The 20,608-nt window shown below is 41.5% G+C and carries 15 protein-coding genes; 6 read left to right on the top strand and 9 right to left on the bottom strand.

Translation table 11 applies throughout. The features are described 5' to 3' along the window. Nucleotides 1-31: 31 nt before the first annotated feature. The 4 genes from AC1MCB_RS12940 to corA all read right to left on the bottom strand — a co-directional run bounded on the left by AC1MCB_RS12940 (nt 32) and on the right by corA (nt 6,394). On the bottom strand, nt 32-631 hold the full coding sequence (locus AC1MCB_RS12940; protein WP_479965139.1) for a 3-keto-disaccharide hydrolase: 600 nt from the start codon (nt 629-631) through the stop codon (nt 32-34). Between the two features lie 27 nt (nt 632-658). Next, nucleotides 659-1,789, bottom strand: coding sequence for an acyltransferase family protein (locus AC1MCB_RS12935; protein ID WP_479965138.1), 1,131 nt, complete (start codon nt 1,787-1,789; stop codon nt 659-661). 195 nt (nt 1,790-1,984) lie between these two features. After that, nucleotides 1,985-5,353: a methylmalonyl-CoA mutase family protein gene (locus tag AC1MCB_RS12930; RefSeq protein ID WP_479965137.1), complete on the bottom strand. Its 3,369-nt coding sequence runs from the start codon at nt 5,351-5,353 to the stop codon at nt 1,985-1,987. Between the two features lie 87 nt (nt 5,354-5,440). Further along, on the bottom strand, nt 5,441-6,394 hold the full coding sequence (gene corA / locus AC1MCB_RS12925) for a magnesium/cobalt transporter CorA (RefSeq protein ID WP_479965136.1): 954 nt from the start codon (nt 6,392-6,394) through the stop codon (nt 5,441-5,443). 55 nt (nt 6,395-6,449) lie between these two features. On the opposite strand from corA, the gene mnmL reads away from it, so the two are divergent. The 3 genes from mnmL (at nt 6,450) to AC1MCB_RS12910 (ending at nt 10,572) form a co-directional block, all read left to right on the top strand. After that, the gene (mnmL, locus tag AC1MCB_RS12920; RefSeq protein WP_479965135.1) at nt 6,450-7,418 is read left to right on the top strand and encodes a tRNA modification radical SAM protein MnmL/YtqA; all 969 of its coding nucleotides are present in this window, start codon (nt 6,450-6,452) and stop codon (nt 7,416-7,418) included. Between the two features lie 627 nt (nt 7,419-8,045). Then, complete coding sequence (locus AC1MCB_RS12915) at nt 8,046-9,452, top strand: ammonium transporter (protein WP_479965134.1); 1,407 nt, start codon at nt 8,046-8,048, stop codon at nt 9,450-9,452. 43 nt (nt 9,453-9,495) lie between these two features. Further along, nucleotides 9,496-10,572, top strand: a complete 1,077-nt coding sequence (locus tag AC1MCB_RS12910) for an outer membrane beta-barrel protein (protein ID WP_479965133.1) — start codon at nt 9,496-9,498, stop codon at nt 10,570-10,572. A 33-nt stretch (nt 10,573-10,605) separates the two neighbouring features. Here the strand turns inward: AC1MCB_RS12910 and AC1MCB_RS12905 are convergent, their stop codons facing one another. Then, nucleotides 10,606-11,079 carry a ribonuclease H-like YkuK family protein gene (locus tag AC1MCB_RS12905; RefSeq protein ID WP_479965132.1) on the bottom strand — a complete coding sequence of 158 codons (474 nt, stop codon included), beginning with the start codon at nt 11,077-11,079 and terminating at the stop codon, nt 10,606-10,608. A gap of 113 nt (nt 11,080-11,192) precedes the next feature. Here AC1MCB_RS12905 and AC1MCB_RS12900 point away from each other — a divergent pair, with 113 nt between their 5' ends. After that, entirely contained in the window at nt 11,193-12,035 is an 843-nt protein-coding gene (locus AC1MCB_RS12900) for an alpha/beta fold hydrolase (RefSeq protein WP_479965131.1), read from the top strand. Between the two features lie 88 nt (nt 12,036-12,123). Beyond that, entirely contained in the window at nt 12,124-12,417 is a 294-nt protein-coding gene (locus tag AC1MCB_RS12895; protein WP_479965130.1) for a hypothetical protein, read from the top strand. A 247-nt stretch (nt 12,418-12,664) separates the two neighbouring features. Here AC1MCB_RS12895 and ettA read toward each other — a convergent pair whose 3' ends face one another. Next, entirely contained in the window at nt 12,665-14,347 is a 1,683-nt protein-coding gene (ettA, locus tag AC1MCB_RS12890; RefSeq protein ID WP_479965129.1) for an energy-dependent translational throttle protein EttA, read from the bottom strand. A gap of 186 nt (nt 14,348-14,533) precedes the next feature. Between ettA and AC1MCB_RS12885 the strand changes: the two genes are divergently transcribed. Beyond that, nucleotides 14,534-17,068: an ATP-dependent Clp protease ATP-binding subunit gene (locus AC1MCB_RS12885; RefSeq protein WP_479965128.1), complete on the top strand. Its 2,535-nt coding sequence runs from the start codon at nt 14,534-14,536 to the stop codon at nt 17,066-17,068. Between the two features lie 104 nt (nt 17,069-17,172). Here the strand turns inward: AC1MCB_RS12885 and AC1MCB_RS12880 are convergent, their stop codons facing one another. The 3 genes from AC1MCB_RS12880 to recN all read right to left on the bottom strand — a co-directional run bounded on the left by AC1MCB_RS12880 (nt 17,173) and on the right by recN (nt 20,570). Then, nucleotides 17,173-17,988, bottom strand: coding sequence for an enoyl-ACP reductase FabI (locus AC1MCB_RS12880; RefSeq protein ID WP_479965127.1), 816 nt, complete (start codon nt 17,986-17,988; stop codon nt 17,173-17,175). 134 nt (nt 17,989-18,122) lie between these two features. Next, nucleotides 18,123-18,872, bottom strand: coding sequence for a TonB family protein (locus tag AC1MCB_RS12875; RefSeq protein WP_479965126.1), 750 nt, complete (start codon nt 18,870-18,872; stop codon nt 18,123-18,125). Nucleotides 18,873-18,908: 36 nt separating this feature from the next. After that, entirely contained in the window at nt 18,909-20,570 is a 1,662-nt protein-coding gene (recN, locus tag AC1MCB_RS12870; protein WP_479965125.1) for a DNA repair protein RecN, read from the bottom strand. Nucleotides 20,571-20,608: the final 38 nt, after the last annotated feature.

Here is a 20,608-nt window from a genome sequence, read left to right as displayed (position 1 = left end):
AGTTAATTGGTAAAATTGTGTGAATAATATACTACCTGAGTTCTTTAACCTGGATGTCTTTCCACCGAACTTTTATTCCACCGCCATCATGGATTTGCAACGCAATAAAGCCATCACCCTGCCCAAGCTTATCATCTTTTAACTGAATCATCTTTTTACCATTAAGCCAGGTTGTCACCTGATCATTTACCATCCGGATTCGCATGGTATTCCAGCTGTCGGGTTTAAGATTCTTTTCAGCTTCTGCAGTGGGTTTAATAAGCCATCCTCGTCCATAGGATTCGTAAATACCACCAGTACTACTTCCCGGTGGAGCTACTTCAACCTGCCAGCCGCTGATTTTAGTGCCTTCTATTCCTGAACGAATAAACACTCCGCTGTTTCCGTTAGCCTCCAGTTTGAACTTAAGGTCAAGGACGAAGTTTTTGTATTTCTTATCTGTAGAAAGATAGCCATACTGTTTATCTGGTCCGCTCTCGCAAACAAGTTCACCTTTTTCTACATACCACTTTTCTGTACCGTGAACGGTCCAGCCGGTAAGATCTTTTCCGTTAAAGAGCTTTTTAAAATCAGCACCATCCGGTTTTGCGGAAATTACAAAAAGGGATATTAGTAATAATAGATACTTCATAGCATTCTTGTTTTTGTTATTAGTTACTTAAACTCTTATATAAATCTTGTTTCTGTCGAGAATTAATCCAATAAGCCAGCATACCGTCATGAAAGAAAGTGCGAATAGCAAGGAACCAAAAGGACCAGGGGCCACCACTTGATAAATATTAGCATTTATCCAGGTAACCAAATTTGTATCAGGTGCTACATTTATCATGTAAAGGACAACAATCAGTAATTCGGACAGAAGATATATAAACAAAGGGTTTTTACCAAATACGGTAAAAAAGCAGGTCCATTTCCATATCTTTTGTGTGTTCATTTCTAGTAAATAAACAAATCCGGAGATAATGATGAGGTCTAGACCGGTGGTTAAGAGTACAAACGAACTTGTCCAGAGTTTCTTATTAATGGGAAAGGCCATATTCCAGCATAAAGCGATAAAAATGAATAAGCATCCTATCAGAAGAAGCTTTGTCAGAGTTTCATAACTTTTGCCTCTTTCCTGCAAAAACTTCCCTGCATAGTATCCTATCACCACATTAACAATAGCGGGCATCGTACTTAATATGCCTTCGGGGTCAAAAGCCACCCCCTCACCATGATAAAGGTGACTTGATCCTAATAGGAATTTGTCGAGATACTCACCGGCATTCCCCTGCATACTGAAAGGATCTCCCGGAGCCCCCAACAGCAACAATAAGATCCAATATAGGAGCAGCAAACCACCGGAAAGCAGGAGGACTTTTTTAATAGATAAATAGTGGATCATTATTGAACTAAAAAAATAGCATAAGGCTATTCTTTGCAGTACACCCATTATCCGCGTGTCACTAATTGGCGAAAGAGAAAGGCTCCCCGTACTATCAGTACGGAAAAAGGGAAACCAGTACATCAGATATCCTAATAAAAAAATAAGGATCGTTCGTCTGACTACTTTGATCAAGATTTTATCTCCCAAGCCCTTGTTTTTAAGCATTGAGAAACTCATTGCATTTCCGACGGCAAATAAAAATGAAGGGAAGACAAGATCAGTAGGTGTAAATCCATGCCATGTGGCATGTAGAAGAGGCGCAAAGGGAGTAGCTCCACTGCCGGGAGTATTCACGATGATCATGAAGCAAATAGTCATTCCCCGGAACACATCCAACGACAAAAATCGAGTGGAGGCTGTCATCTTGAAATACGCATAATGAGTTAACCCATAGTTCTTAAAACAAGCTTACATAAAAGTTATAATAAGCACAATGTTTTATTAAGTTATTTAGAAAATAGGAGATGCTAGCTCTATTAAAAATTAATAATAAATTCTTTAAAAGCAAAAGCCGGTACTTGTGGGTTACCGGCTTATTTGTGTCAGACTAGGTTCGTTTTACATATTCCTTCTATACTGCCCGCCAACCTGGTATAAGGCGTTAGAGATCTGCCCTAAAGAGCAAACTTTACATACTTCCATCAAGCTGTCAAAAATGTTTTGACCCAAAACAGCCTTTTGTTGCAAATCCTTTAAAAACTGTGATGAAACCTCTTTATTTCTATTCTGGAATGCTTCTAGAGCTGCAATCTGAAACTGCTTTTCTTCTTCGGTTGCCCTGATGACTTCAGAAGGAACAATAGTTGGGGATCCGTTTTTATTTAAGAAAGTGTTGACCCCGATAATCGGATATTCGCCAGTATGTTTCAAGGTTTCATAGTACAACGATTCCTCCTGGATCTTTCCTCGTTGGTACATGGTTTCCATAGCGCCCAGCACGCCTCCCCGATCATTAATGCGCTTGAACTCTGTCAGCACGGCTTCTTCAACCAGGTCAGTCAGATCTTCAATGATAAAAGATCCCTGTAATGGATTTTCATTTTTAGCTAAACCCAACTCTCTGTTAATGATCAGCTGGATAGCCATTGCCCTACGAACGGACTCTTCGGTTGGCGTGGTGATGGCTTCATCGTAGGCATTGGTATGCAGCGAATTACAGTTATCGTAAATTGCATAGAGGGCCTGCAGAGTAGTTCTTATATCATTGAAATCAATCTCCTGGGCATGCAAGGACCTGCCGGAGGTTTGAATATGATATTTTAGTTTCTGTGACCGGTCATTCCCTTTGTACTTGTTTTTTATAGCCTTTGCCCAAATCCTTCTTGCCACACGACCTATCACCGAATACTCAGGATCCGTACCGTTTGAAAAGAAGAACGATAGGTTAGGAGCGAAGTCATCAATGTTCATTCCGCGACTTAAATAATATTCCACGAAAGTGAAGCCATTGCTCAAAGTAAACGCTAATTGCGAAATCGGATTAGCTCCAGCCTCGGCAATATGATACCCGGATATAGAAACCGAATAGAAGTTTCGCACCTTGTTGTCGATAAAGTACTTCTGAATGTCACCCATCATCCGCAAAGCGAACTCTGTAGAAAATATGCAAGTATTCTGAGCCTGGTCTTCTTTCAAAATATCGGCCTGCACTGTTCCACGAACACTCGCTATAGCGTAAGCTTTGATTTTTCCGTAAACATCTTTCGGCAAAACCTGGTCACCGGTAACTCCTAAAAGCATCAGGCCTAAACCATCATTACCCTGTGGAAGTTCACCCTGGTAGTAAGGACGCTTAGCACCTCTGGCGCGGTAGATATCGTTGATCTTTGCATCAACCTCTTTCTCCAGACCATTTTCCTTAATATACTTTTCGCATTGCTGATCAATGGCCGCATTCATAAAGAAGCCAAGCAGCATGGGTGCAGGCCCGTTAATAGTCATTGACACTGACGTAGAAGCATGGCAAAGGTCGAAGCCTGAGTACAGTTTCTTTGCGTCATCCAGCGTGGCAATGCTCACTCCAGAATTTCCGATCTTACCGTAAATGTCTGGACGGATGTGCGGATCTTCGCCATATAAGGTAACTGAATCAAAAGCCGTGGACAGGCGATGTGCCGGTTGACCTAAAGACACATAATGGAATCGTTTGTTAGTACGTTCCGGACCGCCTTCTCCTGCAAACATCCTGGTAGGATCTTCACCTTCGCGTTTAAGAGGAAAAACGCCGGCAGCATAAGGGAACTCACCGGGGACGTTTTCTGTTAAAAGCCAGCGTAAAATATCTCCCCAGTCTTCATATCTTGGTAAGGAAATCTTCGGAATGCGCAACTTTGACAGCGATTCGTAATAAAGCGATTGTTTAATCTCTTTATCCCGGACTTTAAATATGAAATTATCCTCTTTATAGCGCTTCTTGGTTTCTGGCCATTCACGAAGCATGCGTCTGCATTCTCCATCCAGGTTTTCTTCAAGATGTTTGTAGGTCTCACTCAAACCTTCTCCGAGGGAAAGATCCTTACTTTCTTCAGCCAGATCAAGGACTCCTCTAATCTGGTACATCTGCCGGGAGATCTTACATTGTTTGTTCACCCATTCATCATAATCCTGACTTGCTTCGGCGATTTCAGAAAGATACCTTGTACGATCAGGCGGGATGATGTAAATCTTTTCAGACTGATTAACAGACAACTCCATCTGAGCCTTGAAATCTACACCTGTTTTATCGGTAATGGTTCTCATGATTGCCGAGAACAGGTTATTCATACCCGGATCATTAAATTGGGATGCCATGGTGCCAAACACCGGAAGATCCTCATCCTTCGCATCAAATAGTTGATGGTTCCTTTTGAATTGTTTCCGGACATCCCTGATCCCGTCAAGTGCACCCCGTTTATCGAACTTATTGATGGCTACCAGGTCAGCAAAATCAAGCATGTCAATCTTTTCAAGTTGAGTAGCTGCCCCGAACTCGGGAGTCATTACATATAAGGATACATCGCAATGCTCTGTTATTTCGGTGTCCGATTGCCCTATACCTGATGTTTCTACTATAATAAGATCGAAGCCACCCGCTTTGCAGATATCAATAGATTCCTGTACATATTTTGAAAGGGCCAGATTAGCTTGTCTCGTCGCCAAGGAACGCATGTAAACCCGCGGATTGTTAATTGAGTTCATGCGTATCCTGTCTCCAAGTAAAGCTCCTCCTGTTTTTCTTTTGGAGGGATCCACGGAAATAATAGCCAGCGTTTTATCAGTTTCTACCAAAAAACGACGGACCAGCTCATCAACCAGAGATGATTTACCTGCGCCTCCGGTACCTGTAATACCTAACACAGGTATCATTTTTCCCTGTATAAGCTTTTTTATCTCGCTTAAAAATTGCTCTGCTTCTTTCGGATGATTTTCAGCAACAGTTATAGCAGACGCAATCGCTTTAGTTTCTTTATTTAGAATTCCTTTGAACTCACCGTTCAGCTTAGTTCTGGTCAGAAAGTCGCACTGCATCATCATGTCATTGATCATACCCTGCAAGCCCATTTTACGACCATCGTCCGGAGAGTAGATCTGAGAAATACCGTATTCTTTCAGTTCTTCTATTTCATACGGAAGGATTACCCCGCCACCGCCAGCGAATATCTTTATATGTCCGGCGCCACGCTCCTGCAACAGGTCGTACATATATTTAAAGTACTCAATATGGCCCCCCTGGTATGAAGTCATGGCTATACCCTGCACGTCTTCCTGGATTGCGCAGTTTACAACCTCATCAACCGACCGGTTATGACCAAGGTGTATGACTTCGGCGCCAGATGATTGCAAGATGCGGCGCATAATATTGATTGTCGCATCGTGACCGTCAAATAAGGCGGCTGCCGTAACAAATCGTATTTTATTTTTAGGTTTATATACTTCAACAATATCCATAGCGTGCTTGAAAAATCTATAACAAATGTACCCTTAATTGTTAATGTGTTAATTTGCTAATTTGTCAATTAGCCATTCATTTGGGAATTAAAGCCAGTTTTTCTTTTTAAAATAGAGTAAAGTGGTTGCCGATGATAAGATCATCAGGATAATAGCAGCGGCATAACCATAATTCCACAACAATTCAGGCATAAATCTAAAGTTCATACCATATATACTGGCGATAAGTGTGGGCGGCATAAATGCGACCGTGGCTACCGTAAAAATTTTAATAACCCGATTCTGTTCAATATTAACAAGGCCCATAAAATTGTTTTGCAGATACTCCAGCCGCTCAAACGCGAACTTATTGTGTTCAATCAAAGAGCCAATATCTTTAATCATGATCCGCAGAACACTGGTATAATCTTCGGGGAATAATCCGCTTTTCATTAATGAGGATACAAGACGCTGCTTATCAATTATGTTTTCCCTCATCATCATATTATTGTTTTGGTACTGAGAGATCGTATGAAGTATTTTTTCATCTGCGCGCTTTTGAGTGATGGTGAGCTGCTGATTCAAATCAGCAATCTCCTTTGCAAGCCCTTCAATGATATCTGCATCCTGGTCAATGCCTGTTTCCAATATTGTTAAAAGTATATGATAACCGTTTTCATAACCGCCGGGGTTTGACCGGATCCTTTTAACGGAGTCACCAAAGGTCTTCAGGTCATTATCCCGGTAAGTGAACAATATTCCCTTTTCAAGAACAATTGAAACGGGGTAGTAGTTAAAGCCCCCATCTCTAACAGATAAAAAATTTGAGTTGATGATCAGTTCTTCTTCCACCTCATTAAAACGTGAGGAACTCTCAATTTCTAAAGCTTCTTCATGAGAGGAGTACTTGATATCGAAATAGGTTTCCACCGTCACCTTTTCTTCAACTGTCGGATTTTGCAGATCCACCCAAATCAAACTTTCCAGGGGGATACTTCGCAGCAGTTCTAGATCAGTTTCTTTTGCAAGTCTTCTTTCCTTTTTATAGTATATCCGGATCATAGAATGGGCTTAATTGGTACGGGGTGGAAATCGTATATTTGCAAAAATAAAAGATTTGAGCACTCCATTAGATTTCGGGCATAAGAATTACAATCATTACGGCGCATATTTGCGAAATAAGTACGATGGTAAAAAGGTATATAAGATCATTGCCGATGCTGGCTTTACCTGCCCGAACCGCGACGGAAGCAAAGGGTACGGGGGTTGTACCTATTGTAACGTAGATTCTTTCACTCCCGAGTTGTCACGTAAGTTACCTACCATTCGTGAACAGATTGAGCAGGGTATGGAACGTGCCTTCAAAAATTATAAAGCCGAAAAGTTCATTATTTATTTCCAGCCGAATACGAATACCTATGCCCCCACGCATTATTTAAAGATGCTTTATGATGAGGCCTTAAGTATAAATACAGAAAATGTAGTCGGCTTATCCGTTGGAACCCGACCCGACTGTATCGATTTCGAGAAAGTCGCTTTGCTCGAAAGCTACGCAGATCGTTTTGATGTGGATCTTGAGATGGGCATGGAATCCATATATGATGAAACCCTTCTTAAGATTAATCGCGGATGTACCCACCAGGAACTTGAGATTGCCTTAAACCTGGCGAACAGTAGTAAGATCGATATCTGTTTGCACACAATTTTTGGTTTTCCCTGGGAAACTCATGAAATGATGCTCCGCTATGCCCATGAGATTAACCGTTTTCCACAGGTTAAATTCGTGAAACTCCATCATCTGCATGTGGTTAAGGGCTCTATTATGGGAGCGAAGTTTGCAAAAGATCCATTTAAGCTATTCACTATCGATGAATATACTGACTTCCTCGCTGACTTTATTCCATTGCTAAGACCTGACATTGTTCTTCAACGCATTTTTGGCCTGTCTGATTATGACTTGCTGATTGCGCCGAACTGGGGTATGAAGAAGTCAGAAATTCAAAGCTATATAGATAAAAGGCTCGAGCGAATGGGAGTGATGCAGGGAAGCAGGTATGCGCCCTCTACTCTAAGTATTTTTCAATAACCCCTTTTCGTAAAGCATTTCCCTACCTGATCTTCCAGTCAGGAGGATCTTTCGTGCCTAGAAAGTTCTGGTTTTCTTTTTCATCTCAGGTTTTCACTTTTCTGCCGCTATTAGCTGGTCATCTCTAAACGATCCACTAATTTTCCAAGTATTATCGAGCGACATTAATACCCGTATTTGGCGAACGTCATACTCAATAGAAAAGGTTTTAATGCGTTTAATTCATTCGTTGCAAAAACACGAAGAACTGATGCACTTGCCTCTTTTTAAGAGAAATTACCGACTTTTTTTAAATCGGGAGCCGTTCTTTCAATTTAACCTTCTGTTTTTTTTGGGATTTATAGGTTTTTAGATCTAAAATTTGGTCATTTATTTAATAATTTCACTGAAATCCCCTAAATAACTTGGTTATAAAGAATTATTGCTTATTATTTTCTGCGATTATTGCAAAAACTAGTTATTAATTGTCTTTTAAATTGATGTTATTTTAAATATTACCTAAATTTTATTGCATTTTTAACAAAAGTTTACTTGTTTTAATGATTTTTATAAAAAAATACCTGTCTTTTATTAAATTTGACATAACGAATAGGTCGTTAAACTAAATTCAATTAAAAAGATAGGGAAATGAAAAAGCTTACTTTCAGACAAATTGCGCCGTTCACCATTTTGGCAGGTATTGCAATCGCTGCGATGTTTGTCCCCTCGCTTCCTGTTTTTGTCGATGACGGAAAGTATGTGGGGGCCGATATTGCATGGGTTATTGTAGCCACGGCATTGGTATTCTTAATGACGCCAGGTCTGGCATTCTTTTACGGAGGAATGGTAAACCGTAAAAATGTGATTTCCACCATGATAAAGAGTGTGGTGGCCGCGGGCGTTACCACCATCCTGTGGGTAACCGTAGGATTTAGCATGGCTTTCGGTGAGTCCATTGGCGGCTTTATTGGAAATCCTTTAACTTTTGCTTTTTTCAAAGACGTTAGTTCCGGCGCTCCATGGAGCCTTGCCCCAACTATACCGTTGGCTTTATTTGCAACTTTCCAGTTAATGTTCGCCATAATTACTCCTGGTTTAGTAGTTGGTGCAGTAGCAGAGCGGATTCGTTTCACTTCCTACATTGTGTTTATCGCGCTGTTTGGATTGTTTGTTTATTTTCCTCTGGCCCATTGGACATGGCATCCTGACGGATTCTTATTTGCAATGGGGGTTTTTGACTTTGCCGGAGGAACAGTGGTTCACATTTCTGCCGGTTGCGCGGCCCTGGCAGGTGCCTTAGTATTAAAGCGTCGCAAGGTGCATATGGAAAAAAGAGAAATTCCACCTGCTAACATTCCGTATGTATTAATCGGTACCGGTCTGCTCTGGTTTGGCTGGTTCGGTTTTAATGCAGGATCGGCATTGGGTGCAAATGCTTTAGCAGTTTCAGCCTTCGCAGCAACAAATGCCGCCGCCGCTTCAGCTGGTTTATCATGGATGTTTTTCGATGTAATAAGAGGAAAGAAACCTTCCGTACTTGGCTTTTGTATTGGAGCGGTAGTAGGACTTGTAGCTATCACACCTGGAGCTGGTTTCATCGCAATACCTCAAAGTATATTCATTGGTTTTGTAGCAGCTATAATATCAAATATTGCCATCTCCTTAAAAGCTAAAACTTCCCTGGATGATACGCTGGATGTGTTCCCTTGCCATGGAATAGGTGGTATCGTTGGAATGATCTTAACGGGCGTATTTGCTACTAAAACAGTAAACCTTGCCGGACCAGACGGATTATTTTATGGTGACCCTGCATTCTTCCTGATTCAGTTAAAAGGCGCGGCCATCGTAGTTCTCTATAGTTTCACAGTATCCTTCGCCATATTCAAACTCATAAATTTCATTCAGCCAATCCGTGTATCTTCTGAAGATGAAGAGATGGGTCTTGATGAAAGCCAGCACAATGAAAAATATGTTCAAGGGACCTTGCTGGTTACTCACAACGGTGTAAGTGAAGAAAAAGACGCTCAAAAATTCGATAAAGAAATGTTCATGTAGCCAGAGCGCATCTATTAATTAACTCTCTTAAAAGACCTAAGTTATGTTTAACAGAAAAATTACGGCTGCTATTCTAGCAGTCACGGGATCCTCATGCGCTTTCGCTCAGGACTCAATACAAGTGGCAAAGCCCATTATATCAGGTTTTGCGGACGCATATTATCGGTATAGCTTTCTCGATCCGGCACCCTCGGAAAATAACTTCGATAATTACACAAGCTTCACCAACTCGCACAACTCTTTTGAGTTAGGTATGCTCTCAGTTAAACTGGAGCATACGATGGGGAAAGTGGGGGTGGTAGGTGATATTGGATTTGGTAAAAGGGCGAGAGATTTTTCCTACAATGATGAGGAGAGCATGCTGGCCATCAAACAGCTTTATCTTAGCTATTCGCCTTGGGAAAACGTGAAATTTACCGGCGGAAGTTGGGCCACTCATATCGGATATGAGCTGGTTGATGCCCCTGCTAACCGGAATTACAGCATGAGTTACATGTTTTCTTATGGTCCTTTCTTCCATACCGGATTGAAAGCCGACGTCACTGCAGGTAAAAGTGGTTTCATGCTTGGATTTGTAAACCCGTCGGATTTTAAATCTGCGAGCTTCTCTCGGAAGTATGTTATTGGTCAGTACAGCCTGGCAATGGCGGAGCATAAGGTCAAGCTTTATTTAAATGCGCTGGCGGGTAAGATGAATAAGGATAGCCGCAACAATCAGTTTGATTTGGTGCTGACAGGGGCGGTATCAGAAAAGTTTAGCTTAGGCTATAATGGAACGGTTGCCACTTCCCAGAGCCGCGACTCTATCGCCGGCGATTGGATGGGTTCTCAAAATTGGTGGGGATCTGCAGTATATTTCAACTATGATCCGAAACCAGCATTTGGTGTAACGCTAAGAACTGAATATTTCTCTGATTCGGATGGAATTACCAGTCCTTTTGCAGGCACCACAGGAGGAGATGTTTTCTCTGCTACGCTCTCGGGAAATATCCGGTTGAGTAACCTGGTTTTAATTCCTGAAGTTAGAGTGGATAACGCGAGCTCTGATATCTTTACAAAATCGTCCGGAAGTGCCGGAAGTGCGCCAAGTTTTCTCTTTGGAGCTTATTATAAATTTTAGGGTTTTAAAGAACCGCATAAATATTCAATAAGATTACTGCACCATTTTATTGGCACAAGCAGAACTGGCAAACGCCTCAGGCTTAGCTTTAAACACAAATCCCATACTTAAGATATAACCCATTGCCTCATGCAATGCCTGGTTTGACTTAAACATGGGATTTGTGTTTATATCTGCATGAACTTCCAGATCTACATCGTATAAATCCAATAGGTCGCATAAAGCATAAGCACATTCAATTGATTTTTGCACTTCAGCTAGCATGCGTTCCCTAATACTCATTTTTTGTATACTGCGCTCCTGTTGAATAAACATAAAGCCGCCTTTTTGCTGGCGCAGAAACACGATAACAGTGGCGAAATCAATAGTATTACCTTTAACCTGCGAGTCAGTTCCTATACAAACCTTTAATTTATTTCCTGCAAAATATTCCCTCTCGATAGCTGATTCGACTTCCTCAAGGATGGGAGTGTGAATGATTTCACCGCTAAATTTTTTCCAGGACATAATTTGGTATTTCTAGCAAAAACAAATATTAATTCTGAATGCTTAAAGATAGAATATTGCAAATAAACTTTTCGTTATTTATTTGTTAACAAGTTAACATTCAGCGCTTAACTATGACAAAAGTTACCATCAAGTACTTCCTAATAGTTTGTTTTCTGGTTGCAGGTTGTAAAAAAGATACAGTCGACGTTATCATACCCAAGCGTGCAGATCTCTTAGACCTGAAATATGGGAGTCACTCAGCTCAAACCGTCGACGTATACTTACCTGCAAACCGGAGTTCTCAAACAAAAGGGGTCATCTTCATCCATGGCGGCTTTTGGTTTAGCGGCGATAAAGCAGAAATGTCCTCCATCGCTAAACAGTTTCGGGATAAAGGATATGCAACTGCATCAGTTAACTATCGGCTAACCGGCACTGCAGAAAATAACATTCATCCCGCGCAAGTCTCAGACCTTGGCGAAGCAATCGAATTCATCCAAACCAAGGCCTCCGAATGGAAGATATCGGCCGATGAGGTTGCACTGGTAGGAGCGAGTGCCGGTGGTCACCTTGCGTTATTATATACCTATACCTACAATACTGGTGGATACGTTAAAACAGTGGTGTCGCTGGCTGGACCCACCAGTTTAGTTAATATGTCGAATGCAAGTATTCAACAGAAACTGGTCGTAAGGGCGTTTCTGGGAGATGTTGCCGAAAATATCCCTTCCGTCTACCAACAAGCCAGCCCAATTAGCCACGTAACCTCAACTTCTAAACCTACTCTGTTACTTCATGGTAAATTAGATGTTATTGTACCCTACCAACAGTCTCAGGAATTAAAGGGCAGGCTTGATCAGTTTGGCGTTAAAAATAAGTTGGTTACCTATGAAAACCTGGGCCACGACGCTAAATTTGACGAGGTCCCTGGCTTGCTGACTGAATGTGAAAACTGGCTGGCAGAAAATTTATAATTAAGCTTATTCTCAAACTCTATTCCTCCTTAATAGAATAAAACCTTGCCTTCGGCCGTTTGTTATTCTTATCTCAAACAAAAAAATCATGAGTAATTTCTCAGAATTGCAGCAAGAATTAATGTTGCTATGGAGTAGCAGGATTAAAGATATTGAAGGCTTGAAAGAAACTGGTCGTAAATTTCAGGTAAGCAGGCCTATGCATTATGTAATGAACAGTTCTCAAAAAAACTATAAAGCTTTGATGCTTGACATGAAAAAGCAAATGCGTTTGATGAGAAAGCAAATGACCGTACTGCAGAAGGAAATGAATGATATGCTCAAGAAGATGAACTCTGTATCGCAAACGAGCTCTAGCGATCATATTCAATTGTCTAAGTAATCCCCGTCATATGTACGGTATGTTAAATCAACTCATCAGCTCTGATCAGATCTGCTTCAGTTTATGCTTAGCAAAAGCCCGTCTTAACTTCAGAAGAGGAGTGAGAACTGAGCAAGAATTGAATCAAGCCTATTTTGGGTATTTGTGAAGATCAATCGCAAGAAAAAAGCTAGCCTGAAATCGGAATAGGGCAAAATCTTACACTAAAAAAGCCGTCCTTTTTTTGATAAGGGACGGCTCTTTAGTTTTACTCAACTAACTTTTTGTAACGTATTCGATGAGGAGTAATATCCCCGGTACGTTTCTTACGGTTTTCTTCATATTCAGAGTAGTTGCCTTCAAAAAAGTAAACTTGCGAGTCGCCTTCAAAGGCCAGAATATGTGTACAGATGCGGTCTAAAAACCAACGGTCGTGTGAGATAATGACTGCACAACCACCAAAGTTTTCAAGCCCTTCCTCTAAAGCCCTCAATGTATTAACATCGATGTCGTTCGTCGGCTCATCCAGTAAAAGGACATTGGAGCTTTTCTTCAATGTGATAGATAAATGGACGCGGTTACGTTCACCCCCTGATAAAACGCCAACTTTCTTTTGCTGATCAGCACCATTGAAATTGAATTTTGAAACGTAGGCTCTTGAATTGATCGGTTTGTTTCCCAAGAGAATCGTTTCCTGGCCATCGGTAATATTTTCCCAGACCGATTTGTTCGGGTCGAGGTCATCATGCATTTGATCTACATAACCTAACGCGACTGTTTCCCCTACACGGAAGGTTCCGGAATCAGCAGTTTCCTGTCCGGTGATCAGGCGGAACAAAGTGGTTTTACCTGCACCGTTCGGACCGATAATCCCCACTATACCTGCTGGCGGAAGGGAAAAACTTAGATTTTCAAAAAGCACTTTATTCCCATAAGCCTTCGATACATTCTGAGCTTCTATTACAATATTACCTAAGCGCGGTCCCGGAGGTATAAACAGCTCTAATTTGTCTTCGCGGTCTTTCGTTTCTTCGGAAGCCAGTTTCTCATAATTAGATAAACGAGCCTTTGATTTTGCATGCCGTGCCTTTGGAGCCATTCGTACCCACTCTAATTCGCGCTCTAAAGTTTTCTGCCGTTTGCTTTCTGTCTTTTCTTCGGAAGCCAGGCGCTTTGATTTTTGATCAAGCCATGAAGAATAATTTCCTTTCCATGGGATGCCTTCGCCGCGATCAAGCTCAAGTATCCAGCCGGCAACATTATCTAAAAAGTACCTGTCGTGAGTTACCGCTATAACGGTTCCCTTATATTGTTTCAAATGTTGTTCAAGCCAATCGATACTTTCAGCATCCAGGTGATTAGTCGGCTCATCCAGCAGTAAGACATCGGGTTCTTGCAGCAATAACCGACAAAGTGCTACTCGACGGCGCTCGCCTCCTGACAAAGTGGCAATTTTAGTATCGGGATCAGGGCAACGCAATGCGTCCATCGCTCTTTCAAGTTTAGAATCCAGTTCCCATGCGCCGACAGCATCTATCTGATCCTGCAATTCCCCTTGGCGGGCAAGAAGTTTATCCATCTCATCTGCGTTCTCATAAACTTCGGGTAAACCAAACTTTTCATTGATGTCTTCGTACTCCTGCAACACTGCTTTTACGGGAGCGACACCTTCTTCAACAATTTCTTTAACCGTCTTTTCGGGATTCAATTCGGGCTCCTGAGCCAAATAGCCCACAGAATAGCCCGGCGCAAACACTACCTCGCCCTGGTAAGATTTATCAAGACCAGCAATAATTTTTAAAACAGAAGACTTACCTGAACCGTTTAATCCTATGACGCCAATCTTGGCGCCGTAGAAGAATGACAGGTATATATTTTTGAGTACTTGTTTTTGTGGCGGGTATATCTTGTTTACCCCGGCCATAGAAAAAATGATCTTTTCGTCTGCCATATTATCGTTTTGAATTGGGCAAATATCGCCAAATAAGTCAAAAAGGTGTCAACTTAAATATCTGAAAATTAGTGGAAACCATTTGCGGGTAAATGGCGTAATTGTTGATAACTTTGTTACTACAAGCGCTAATCGGTTGACCATAAAATGATAGATTAGGGCGTTAAAGAGCAAGAAAGGTTATAAATGGAAGCAAAATTTTCACCGCGCGTCAAAGACGTGATATCATATAGCAGGGAAGAAGCCTTGCGATTAGGGCACGACTACATTGGCACGGAGCATTTACTTTTAGGCCTCATCCGCGAAGGGGATGGTATGGCCATAAAGATTTTGAAGGGTGCGGGCGTTGACACATCACGTTTAAGACGTTCTATAGAAGATGCTGTTAAAGGTACGTCGAGCACAACTGTAAACTTGGGAAACATCCCATTAACAAAGCAAGCAGAAAAAGTATTAAAGATTACTTACCTGGAAGCCAAGATATTTAAGAGTGATGTAATTGGCACCGAGCATTTACTCTTGTCCATTTTAAGGGATGAGGATAATATCGCTTCGCAAATATTGTTGCAATACAATATTAACTATGACGTGTTTAAATCTGAAGTAGAGAATAATAAAGAAGGTTTTCGCGATGAAGCGCCGGGCTCTGCTGCGGGTGATGATGATTTTCGCGAAGAGGAAAGCTTTAGTCAGCCGAAGAAAGTTTCAGACATAAAATCAAAAACCCCCGTTCTTGATAATTTTGGTCGCGATCTTACAAGGGCTGCTGAAGATGGTAAGTTAGATCCGATTGTTGGTCGTGAAAAAGAGATCGAGCGCGTATCGCAGATTTTGTCGAGACGTAAAAAGAATAACCCTATTTTAATTGGTGAACCAGGTGTTGGTAAATCTGCGATTGCAGAGGGACTTGCATTGCGTATCATTCAACGTAAAGTGTCCAGGGTATTATTTAATAAGCGCGTTGTTACACTTGATCTGGCTTCATTGGTTGCGGGTACTAAATACCGCGGACAGTTTGAAGAGCGGATGAAAGCTGTGATGAACGAGCTTGAAAAATCACCTGACGTAATTCTATTTATTGATGAGATTCATACTATAGTTGGCGCTGGTGGGGCGTCGGGTTCCTTAGATGCTTCTAATATGTTCAAGCCGGCATTGGCCAGGGGAGAAATTCAATGTATCGGAGCAACAACACTGGATGAGTATCGCCAGTATATTGAAAAGGATGGTGCATTAGATCGTCGTTTCCAAAAAGTAATGGTTGAACCAGCCACGCCGGATGAGACTATTGAGATCCTGACAAGGATAAAAGATAAATATGAAGAGCATCATGGAGTAACTTATACGGATGAAGCTATTCAGGCTTGTGTGAGTTTAACTTCGAGATATATTACAGACCGGTTCCTGCCTGACAAGGCTATTGATGCATTGGATGAATCAGGTTCAAGAGTTCACTTGACAAATATTCACGTTCCTGAAACAATTATTGATATCGAGAGAAAGATTGAAGAGATCAAGGTTGAAAAGAACAAGGTGGTTAGAAGTCAGAAATATGAGGAAGCCGCGAAGCTTCGTGATACTGAAAAACATCTACTTGAAGAACTGGAGAGAGCAAAAACTGAATGGGAAGCTGAAACTAAAACTAAGCGTTATACGGTTACAGAAGATAATGTTGCGGAGGTAGTTTCTATGATGACCGGTATCCCGGTACAACGTGTTGGTCAGACAGACAGCATGAAGTTGCTTGGTATGTTCGATTCGATCAATACCCGGATCATTGGTCAGGAGGATGCTGTTAAGAAATTAACGAAAGCGATCCAGAGAACAAGGGCCGGCTTGAAAGATCCTAAAAAGCCCATTGGATCATTTATATTCCTTGGACCTACAGGTGTCGGTAAAACAGAGTTAGCAAAAGAACTTGCGCGCTTTATGTTCGATAGTGAGGATTCCTTGATCCAGGTGGATATGAGTGAATACATGGAGAAGTTTGCGGTCTCACGTCTGGTAGGTGCGCCTCCGGGCTATGTTGGATACGAAGAAGGTGGTCAGCTGACAGAGAAAGTTCGCCGCAAGCCGTATTCAGTTATCTTACTTGATGAGATAGAAAAAGCTCACCCTGATGTATTTAATATACTTCTCCAAGTATTGGACGAAGGTCAGTTAACTGATAGTTTGGGTCGAAAAGTAGATTTCAGGAACACGATCGTGATCATGACCTCTAATATTGGAGCCCGTCAGTTGAAAGACTTTGGTCAGGGAGTTGGTTTCTCTACAGTTGCCAAGTCAACTCAGGCTGATACTTATTCCCGCGGAGTGATTGAAAATGCTTTAAAGCGTGCATTCGCCCCTGAGTTCTTGAACCGGGTGGATGATGTGATCGTATTCAATTCTTTAGGAAAAGAAGAGATCTTCAAGATTATTGATATCGAATTGAAATCATTGTTCGAAAGAATTAAAGGACTTGGTTATGATATCAAGTTAACCGATGCCGCTAAAGAGTTTATCGCTGATAAAGGATATGATGCGAACTTTGGTGCCCGTCCATTAAAACGTGCGATCCAGAAACACCTGGAAGATCCGATTGCTGAAGAGATACTTAAAGGCGAATTGGTTGAAGGTGATGTAATGGAAGTAGATTACGATAAAGAGAAGGAAGAGATTCGCATTATTGGTAAGTCGAAGGGTAAGAAAAAGAAAGAGGAAAAGAAGGAAGACGAGTAATCGATTCTAAAATCGAATACCAAATAAAAAAGGAGCTTTAGGGCTCCTTTTTTATTTGGTATTAAATACAATCAACCTATTTGTCCGAGGTTTTTTTGCCAAATCTATTCTTTCTCCATTTGATCAATAACAGCCTGACTTACTCCGGTGTAGGAGAATCCGCCATCATGAAATAAATTCTGCATGGTCACCATCTTGGTCAGATCAGAGAATAGTGTGACACAGTAATCAGCGCACTGATTTGCATCGGCGTTTCCAAGTGGAGACATTTTATTTGCATAACTCACAAAGCCCGAAAATCCTTTAACGCCCGAGCCTGCTGTGGTCATTGTTGGTGATTGAGAAACGGTATTGATACGCACTTTATTCTTAACACCATATTGATAACCAAAGTTGCGTGCAATGCTTTCCAGCAGAGCTTTGTTATCCGCCATATCATTATAGTCAGGGAAAACACGCTGAGCTGCTATATAACTTAAGGCAACTACCGAACCCCATTCGCTAATGGCATCCTGCTTCATCGCTACCTGCAAAACGCGGTGTAAGCTAAGTGCGGATATGTCCATACCTTTCATGGTATAATCGTAGTTGTTCTCGGTGTAATGAACGCCTTTACGGACATTGATACTCATCCCGATAGAGTGCAGGATAAAGTCAACCTTACCTCCGAAATGTTCCTGGGCTTTGGTGAACAGATTGTTAAGATCATCCATACTGGTTACATCGGCAGGGATAACAGGGGCATTACATTCTTTGGCCAATTTATCAATTTCACCCATACGTAACGCAATTGGCGCGTTAGTCAGTACTAACTCTGCACCCTCTTCAAAACAACGTTGTGCTGTTTTCCATGCTATTGATTGTTCATTAAGAGCTCCGAATATAATTCCTCTTTTACCTTTCAGTAAGTTATAAGCCATAGTATTTGAATTTAAGTGCGCTAAATTAGGTAATCTAATTGATTAGCCTGAAAAAATTTAAATGCAGCGTGAGAAACGACAGGAAGGATTTGACTAATACTAAGAAGTAAGATTTGTCTTCTTTGTTAGCCTGATTATAGATCTTCCAGTTTAAACAAAACTTTCAATGACATCGAGGGGGCGTAGGGGTAGCCATTCTTGATACCCCGTTTCCATTTCGTTTCTTTTAGAACTTCTATTACCGCTTCTTCGCAACCATAGCCTAATCCATGGATGGTTCTAAAGTTTGTGGTTTGCCCTAGGCTATCAAGTGTGAACTCGATCTCTACCATACCTTCGATGTTTGCCATTCGTGCTTTATCCGGATAAACGACTTTTGCATTAAGGTTTTTGTGAAATTTATCAATACCGCCTGGGTATTCGGGCTCATACCCGTAGTTAGGGAATCCAGCAAAATTCTCGAACTTTTCTATTGAGTTCTTTAATTCTTTAGGTACATGCCTTTTCGCTCTAACGGTGGCTTCAGACAAATTGAGAAGTTCCTCGCGCAAGACTACATTTAAGATCCGGCTCCCCTCGGGATAGATCTTCGCAAAGCTGTTACCAAGATTGAAAAAAAGCGTGTCATTAGGTTGAACGTTTTTTAAAAGGAAATTGCCGTCTGAGTTAGTACTTGTGCTAACTAAACCTCTAGAATATCCACCAGTGGAAACAGCGATAGCCCTTAAAGGCTTACCTTTTTCGTCTACGATTTTACCACGCACGTGCATGGTATCCTTAAATACAACTTCTATAGAATCGTTTAATGAAAGCGGCTTACCGTAACCGGAAATTGACAATAGACAAATGGTCAGGGAAAGGCTAAGGAAAAGGGATCTGCTCATAAACGTTATGATGCCGTTATTCCGTTAATTCCATAATTACAATCCCATCAACTCACGAGCGTTTTGTAAAGCGAACTCCCCGGGATTCTCACCACTAAGCATCTTTGCAATTTCCATAGTGCGCTCGCTCTCATTCAGAATCTTGATATTGCTTAAAGTCCGGTCCGGTTGTTCGTCTTTGTAGACCTGGTAATGAGAAGTTCCTTTACTGGCTATCTGTGGTAGATGGGTAATAGCAATCACCTGCATATTTTCAGCGAGGTTTTCCATAATGTTACCCACCTTTAAAGCCACTTCACCAGAAATACCGGTATCGATCTCATCAAAGATTATGGTCGGTAAGGAAGTATAACGTGCTATTAGTGACTTGATACTAAGCATTAGTCTTGACAGCTCGCCGCCCGAGGCGACTTTATTCATGGGCAGAGGAGCCTGGCCTTTATTGGCGCTAAACAGGTACTGCACCTGGTCGCGGCCTGTTGGTCTTAGTTGGTCGTCAGTCAGTTCCTCCCGGTGTATTATTATCATCGCCTGTGGCATTCCAACTTCCTGCAGTATCTCCTGAACCTGTTTTTCCAGTTGAGGGATCACTTTTTGGCGGCCCTTTGTTAAGTCAGCCGCTAACATTAATAGTTCAGATTTAAAAGCTGTGATCTCAGCTTTCAATCTTTCAATATCCTCATCAGCAAATAGAATAGAGTTCAGTTTCTCTGAGAGAGTCTCTTGAAGGTCCAATAATTCATTCACTGAACTGACGCGGTGCTTTTTTTGTAAGTTATAGAGTGTATCTAAACGTTCGGTGAGCTCGGCAGTCCGCGCTTCATTAATACCGGTTTGCTGTTCAATACTCTCAGTTTCGGCGGCGATATCTTTGATTTCGATCAGACTGCTTTTTAAGCGTTCAGAGAATTCTGCAATTGCCGGACTGTATTTTTCGGTCTGCTGTAAACTATTAAGAACTTCTTTTAGCTGTGAAACTACCGACTGCTCACTATCGTTTAATAAATAGGTTACCTGCGCTAGGTTCCGCTTTATCTCTTCAGCATGAGTAAGCACATCGAGCTCCTGTTCCATCAATTCCTGTTCGCCGGAGCTGAGGCGGGCGCTCTCTAATTCATCAAACTGAAACTGAAAGTAGTTTTGATCAGCCTTTGATTGCTGACTTTCGGCTAAAAGATTTTTAAGGCTTGTGGTTGCTTTTTGATGAGCCTTGAAAGTATCCTTATATTTTTCCAGCAATGGTTGATGTCCTGCTACAATATCGAGGACATTCAATTGAAACGACTCGTCGTTAATTTCTATAGTTGCGTGCTGAGAATGGATATCGATTAATCGCTCCCCCAGCTGACGGAGGGTAGTGAGGTTAACCGGCGTATCATTTACAAAAGCACGTGACTTACCGTCTGATGAAATCTCACGACGTAGAACCGTTTCGGTATCATAATCCAGATCATTTTCGCTGAAGAAATCGCTAAGATGAAACTCGCCAACCTGGAAGGTGCCTTCGATAACACATTTCTTTTGTTGATTATAGAAATACTTGCTTTCTGCACGCTGCCCAAGAAGCAAGGATAATGCGCCGAGAATAATAGATTTACCAGCACCCGTCTCGCCGGTAAGGATATTCAGATCTTTAGAAAAAGAAATATCAAGATTATCTATGAGCGCATAATTGCGTATAACCAGTCTGTTAAGCATGTAGTCAAAAATAGGTTGGGGCAAAAATACAGATTTGC

The organism is Daejeonella sp. AP26 (assembly GCF_056680515.1).
Note: the sequence above shows the minus strand (reverse complement) of the source record. Positions and strands in the feature narration are given on the sequence as shown.

Bases quoted from the DNA above. Each gene is read 5' to 3' on its own strand.
- AC1MCB_RS12875 (WP_479965126.1), bottom strand. From the start codon at position 18,872: ATGAGCAGATCCCTTTTCCTTAGCCTTTCCCTGACCATTTGTCTATTG.
- AC1MCB_RS12880 (WP_479965127.1), bottom strand. From the start codon at position 17,988: ATGGCTTATAACTTACTGAAAGGTAAAAGAGGAATTATATTCGGAGCT.
- AC1MCB_RS12930 (WP_479965137.1), bottom strand. From the start codon at position 5,353: ATGGATATTGTTGAAGTATATAAACCTAAAAATAAAATACGATTTGTT.
- AC1MCB_RS12900 (WP_479965131.1), top strand. From the start codon at position 11,193: ATGACAAAAGTTACCATCAAGTACTTCCTAATAGTTTGTTTTCTGGTT.
- AC1MCB_RS12940 (WP_479965139.1), bottom strand. From the start codon at position 631: ATGAAGTATCTATTATTACTAATATCCCTTTTTGTAATTTCCGCAAAA.
- AC1MCB_RS12885 (WP_479965128.1), top strand. From the start codon at position 14,534: ATGGAAGCAAAATTTTCACCGCGCGTCAAAGACGTGATATCATATAGC.
- AC1MCB_RS12895 (WP_479965130.1), top strand. From the start codon at position 12,124: ATGAGTAATTTCTCAGAATTGCAGCAAGAATTAATGTTGCTATGGAGT.
- recN (WP_479965125.1), bottom strand. From the start codon at position 20,570: ATGCTTAACAGACTGGTTATACGCAATTATGCGCTCATAGATAATCTT.
- AC1MCB_RS12910 (WP_479965133.1), top strand. From the start codon at position 9,496: ATGTTTAACAGAAAAATTACGGCTGCTATTCTAGCAGTCACGGGATCC.
- corA (WP_479965136.1), bottom strand. From the start codon at position 6,394: ATGATCCGGATATACTATAAAAAGGAAAGAAGACTTGCAAAAGAAACT.
- AC1MCB_RS12935 (WP_479965138.1), bottom strand. From the start codon at position 1,789: ATGACAGCCTCCACTCGATTTTTGTCGTTGGATGTGTTCCGGGGAATG.
- AC1MCB_RS12915 (WP_479965134.1), top strand. From the start codon at position 8,046: ATGAAAAAGCTTACTTTCAGACAAATTGCGCCGTTCACCATTTTGGCA.
- AC1MCB_RS12905 (WP_479965132.1), bottom strand. From the start codon at position 11,079: ATGTCCTGGAAAAAATTTAGCGGTGAAATCATTCACACTCCCATCCTT.
- ettA (WP_479965129.1), bottom strand. From the start codon at position 14,347: ATGGCAGACGAAAAGATCATTTTTTCTATGGCCGGGGTAAACAAGATA.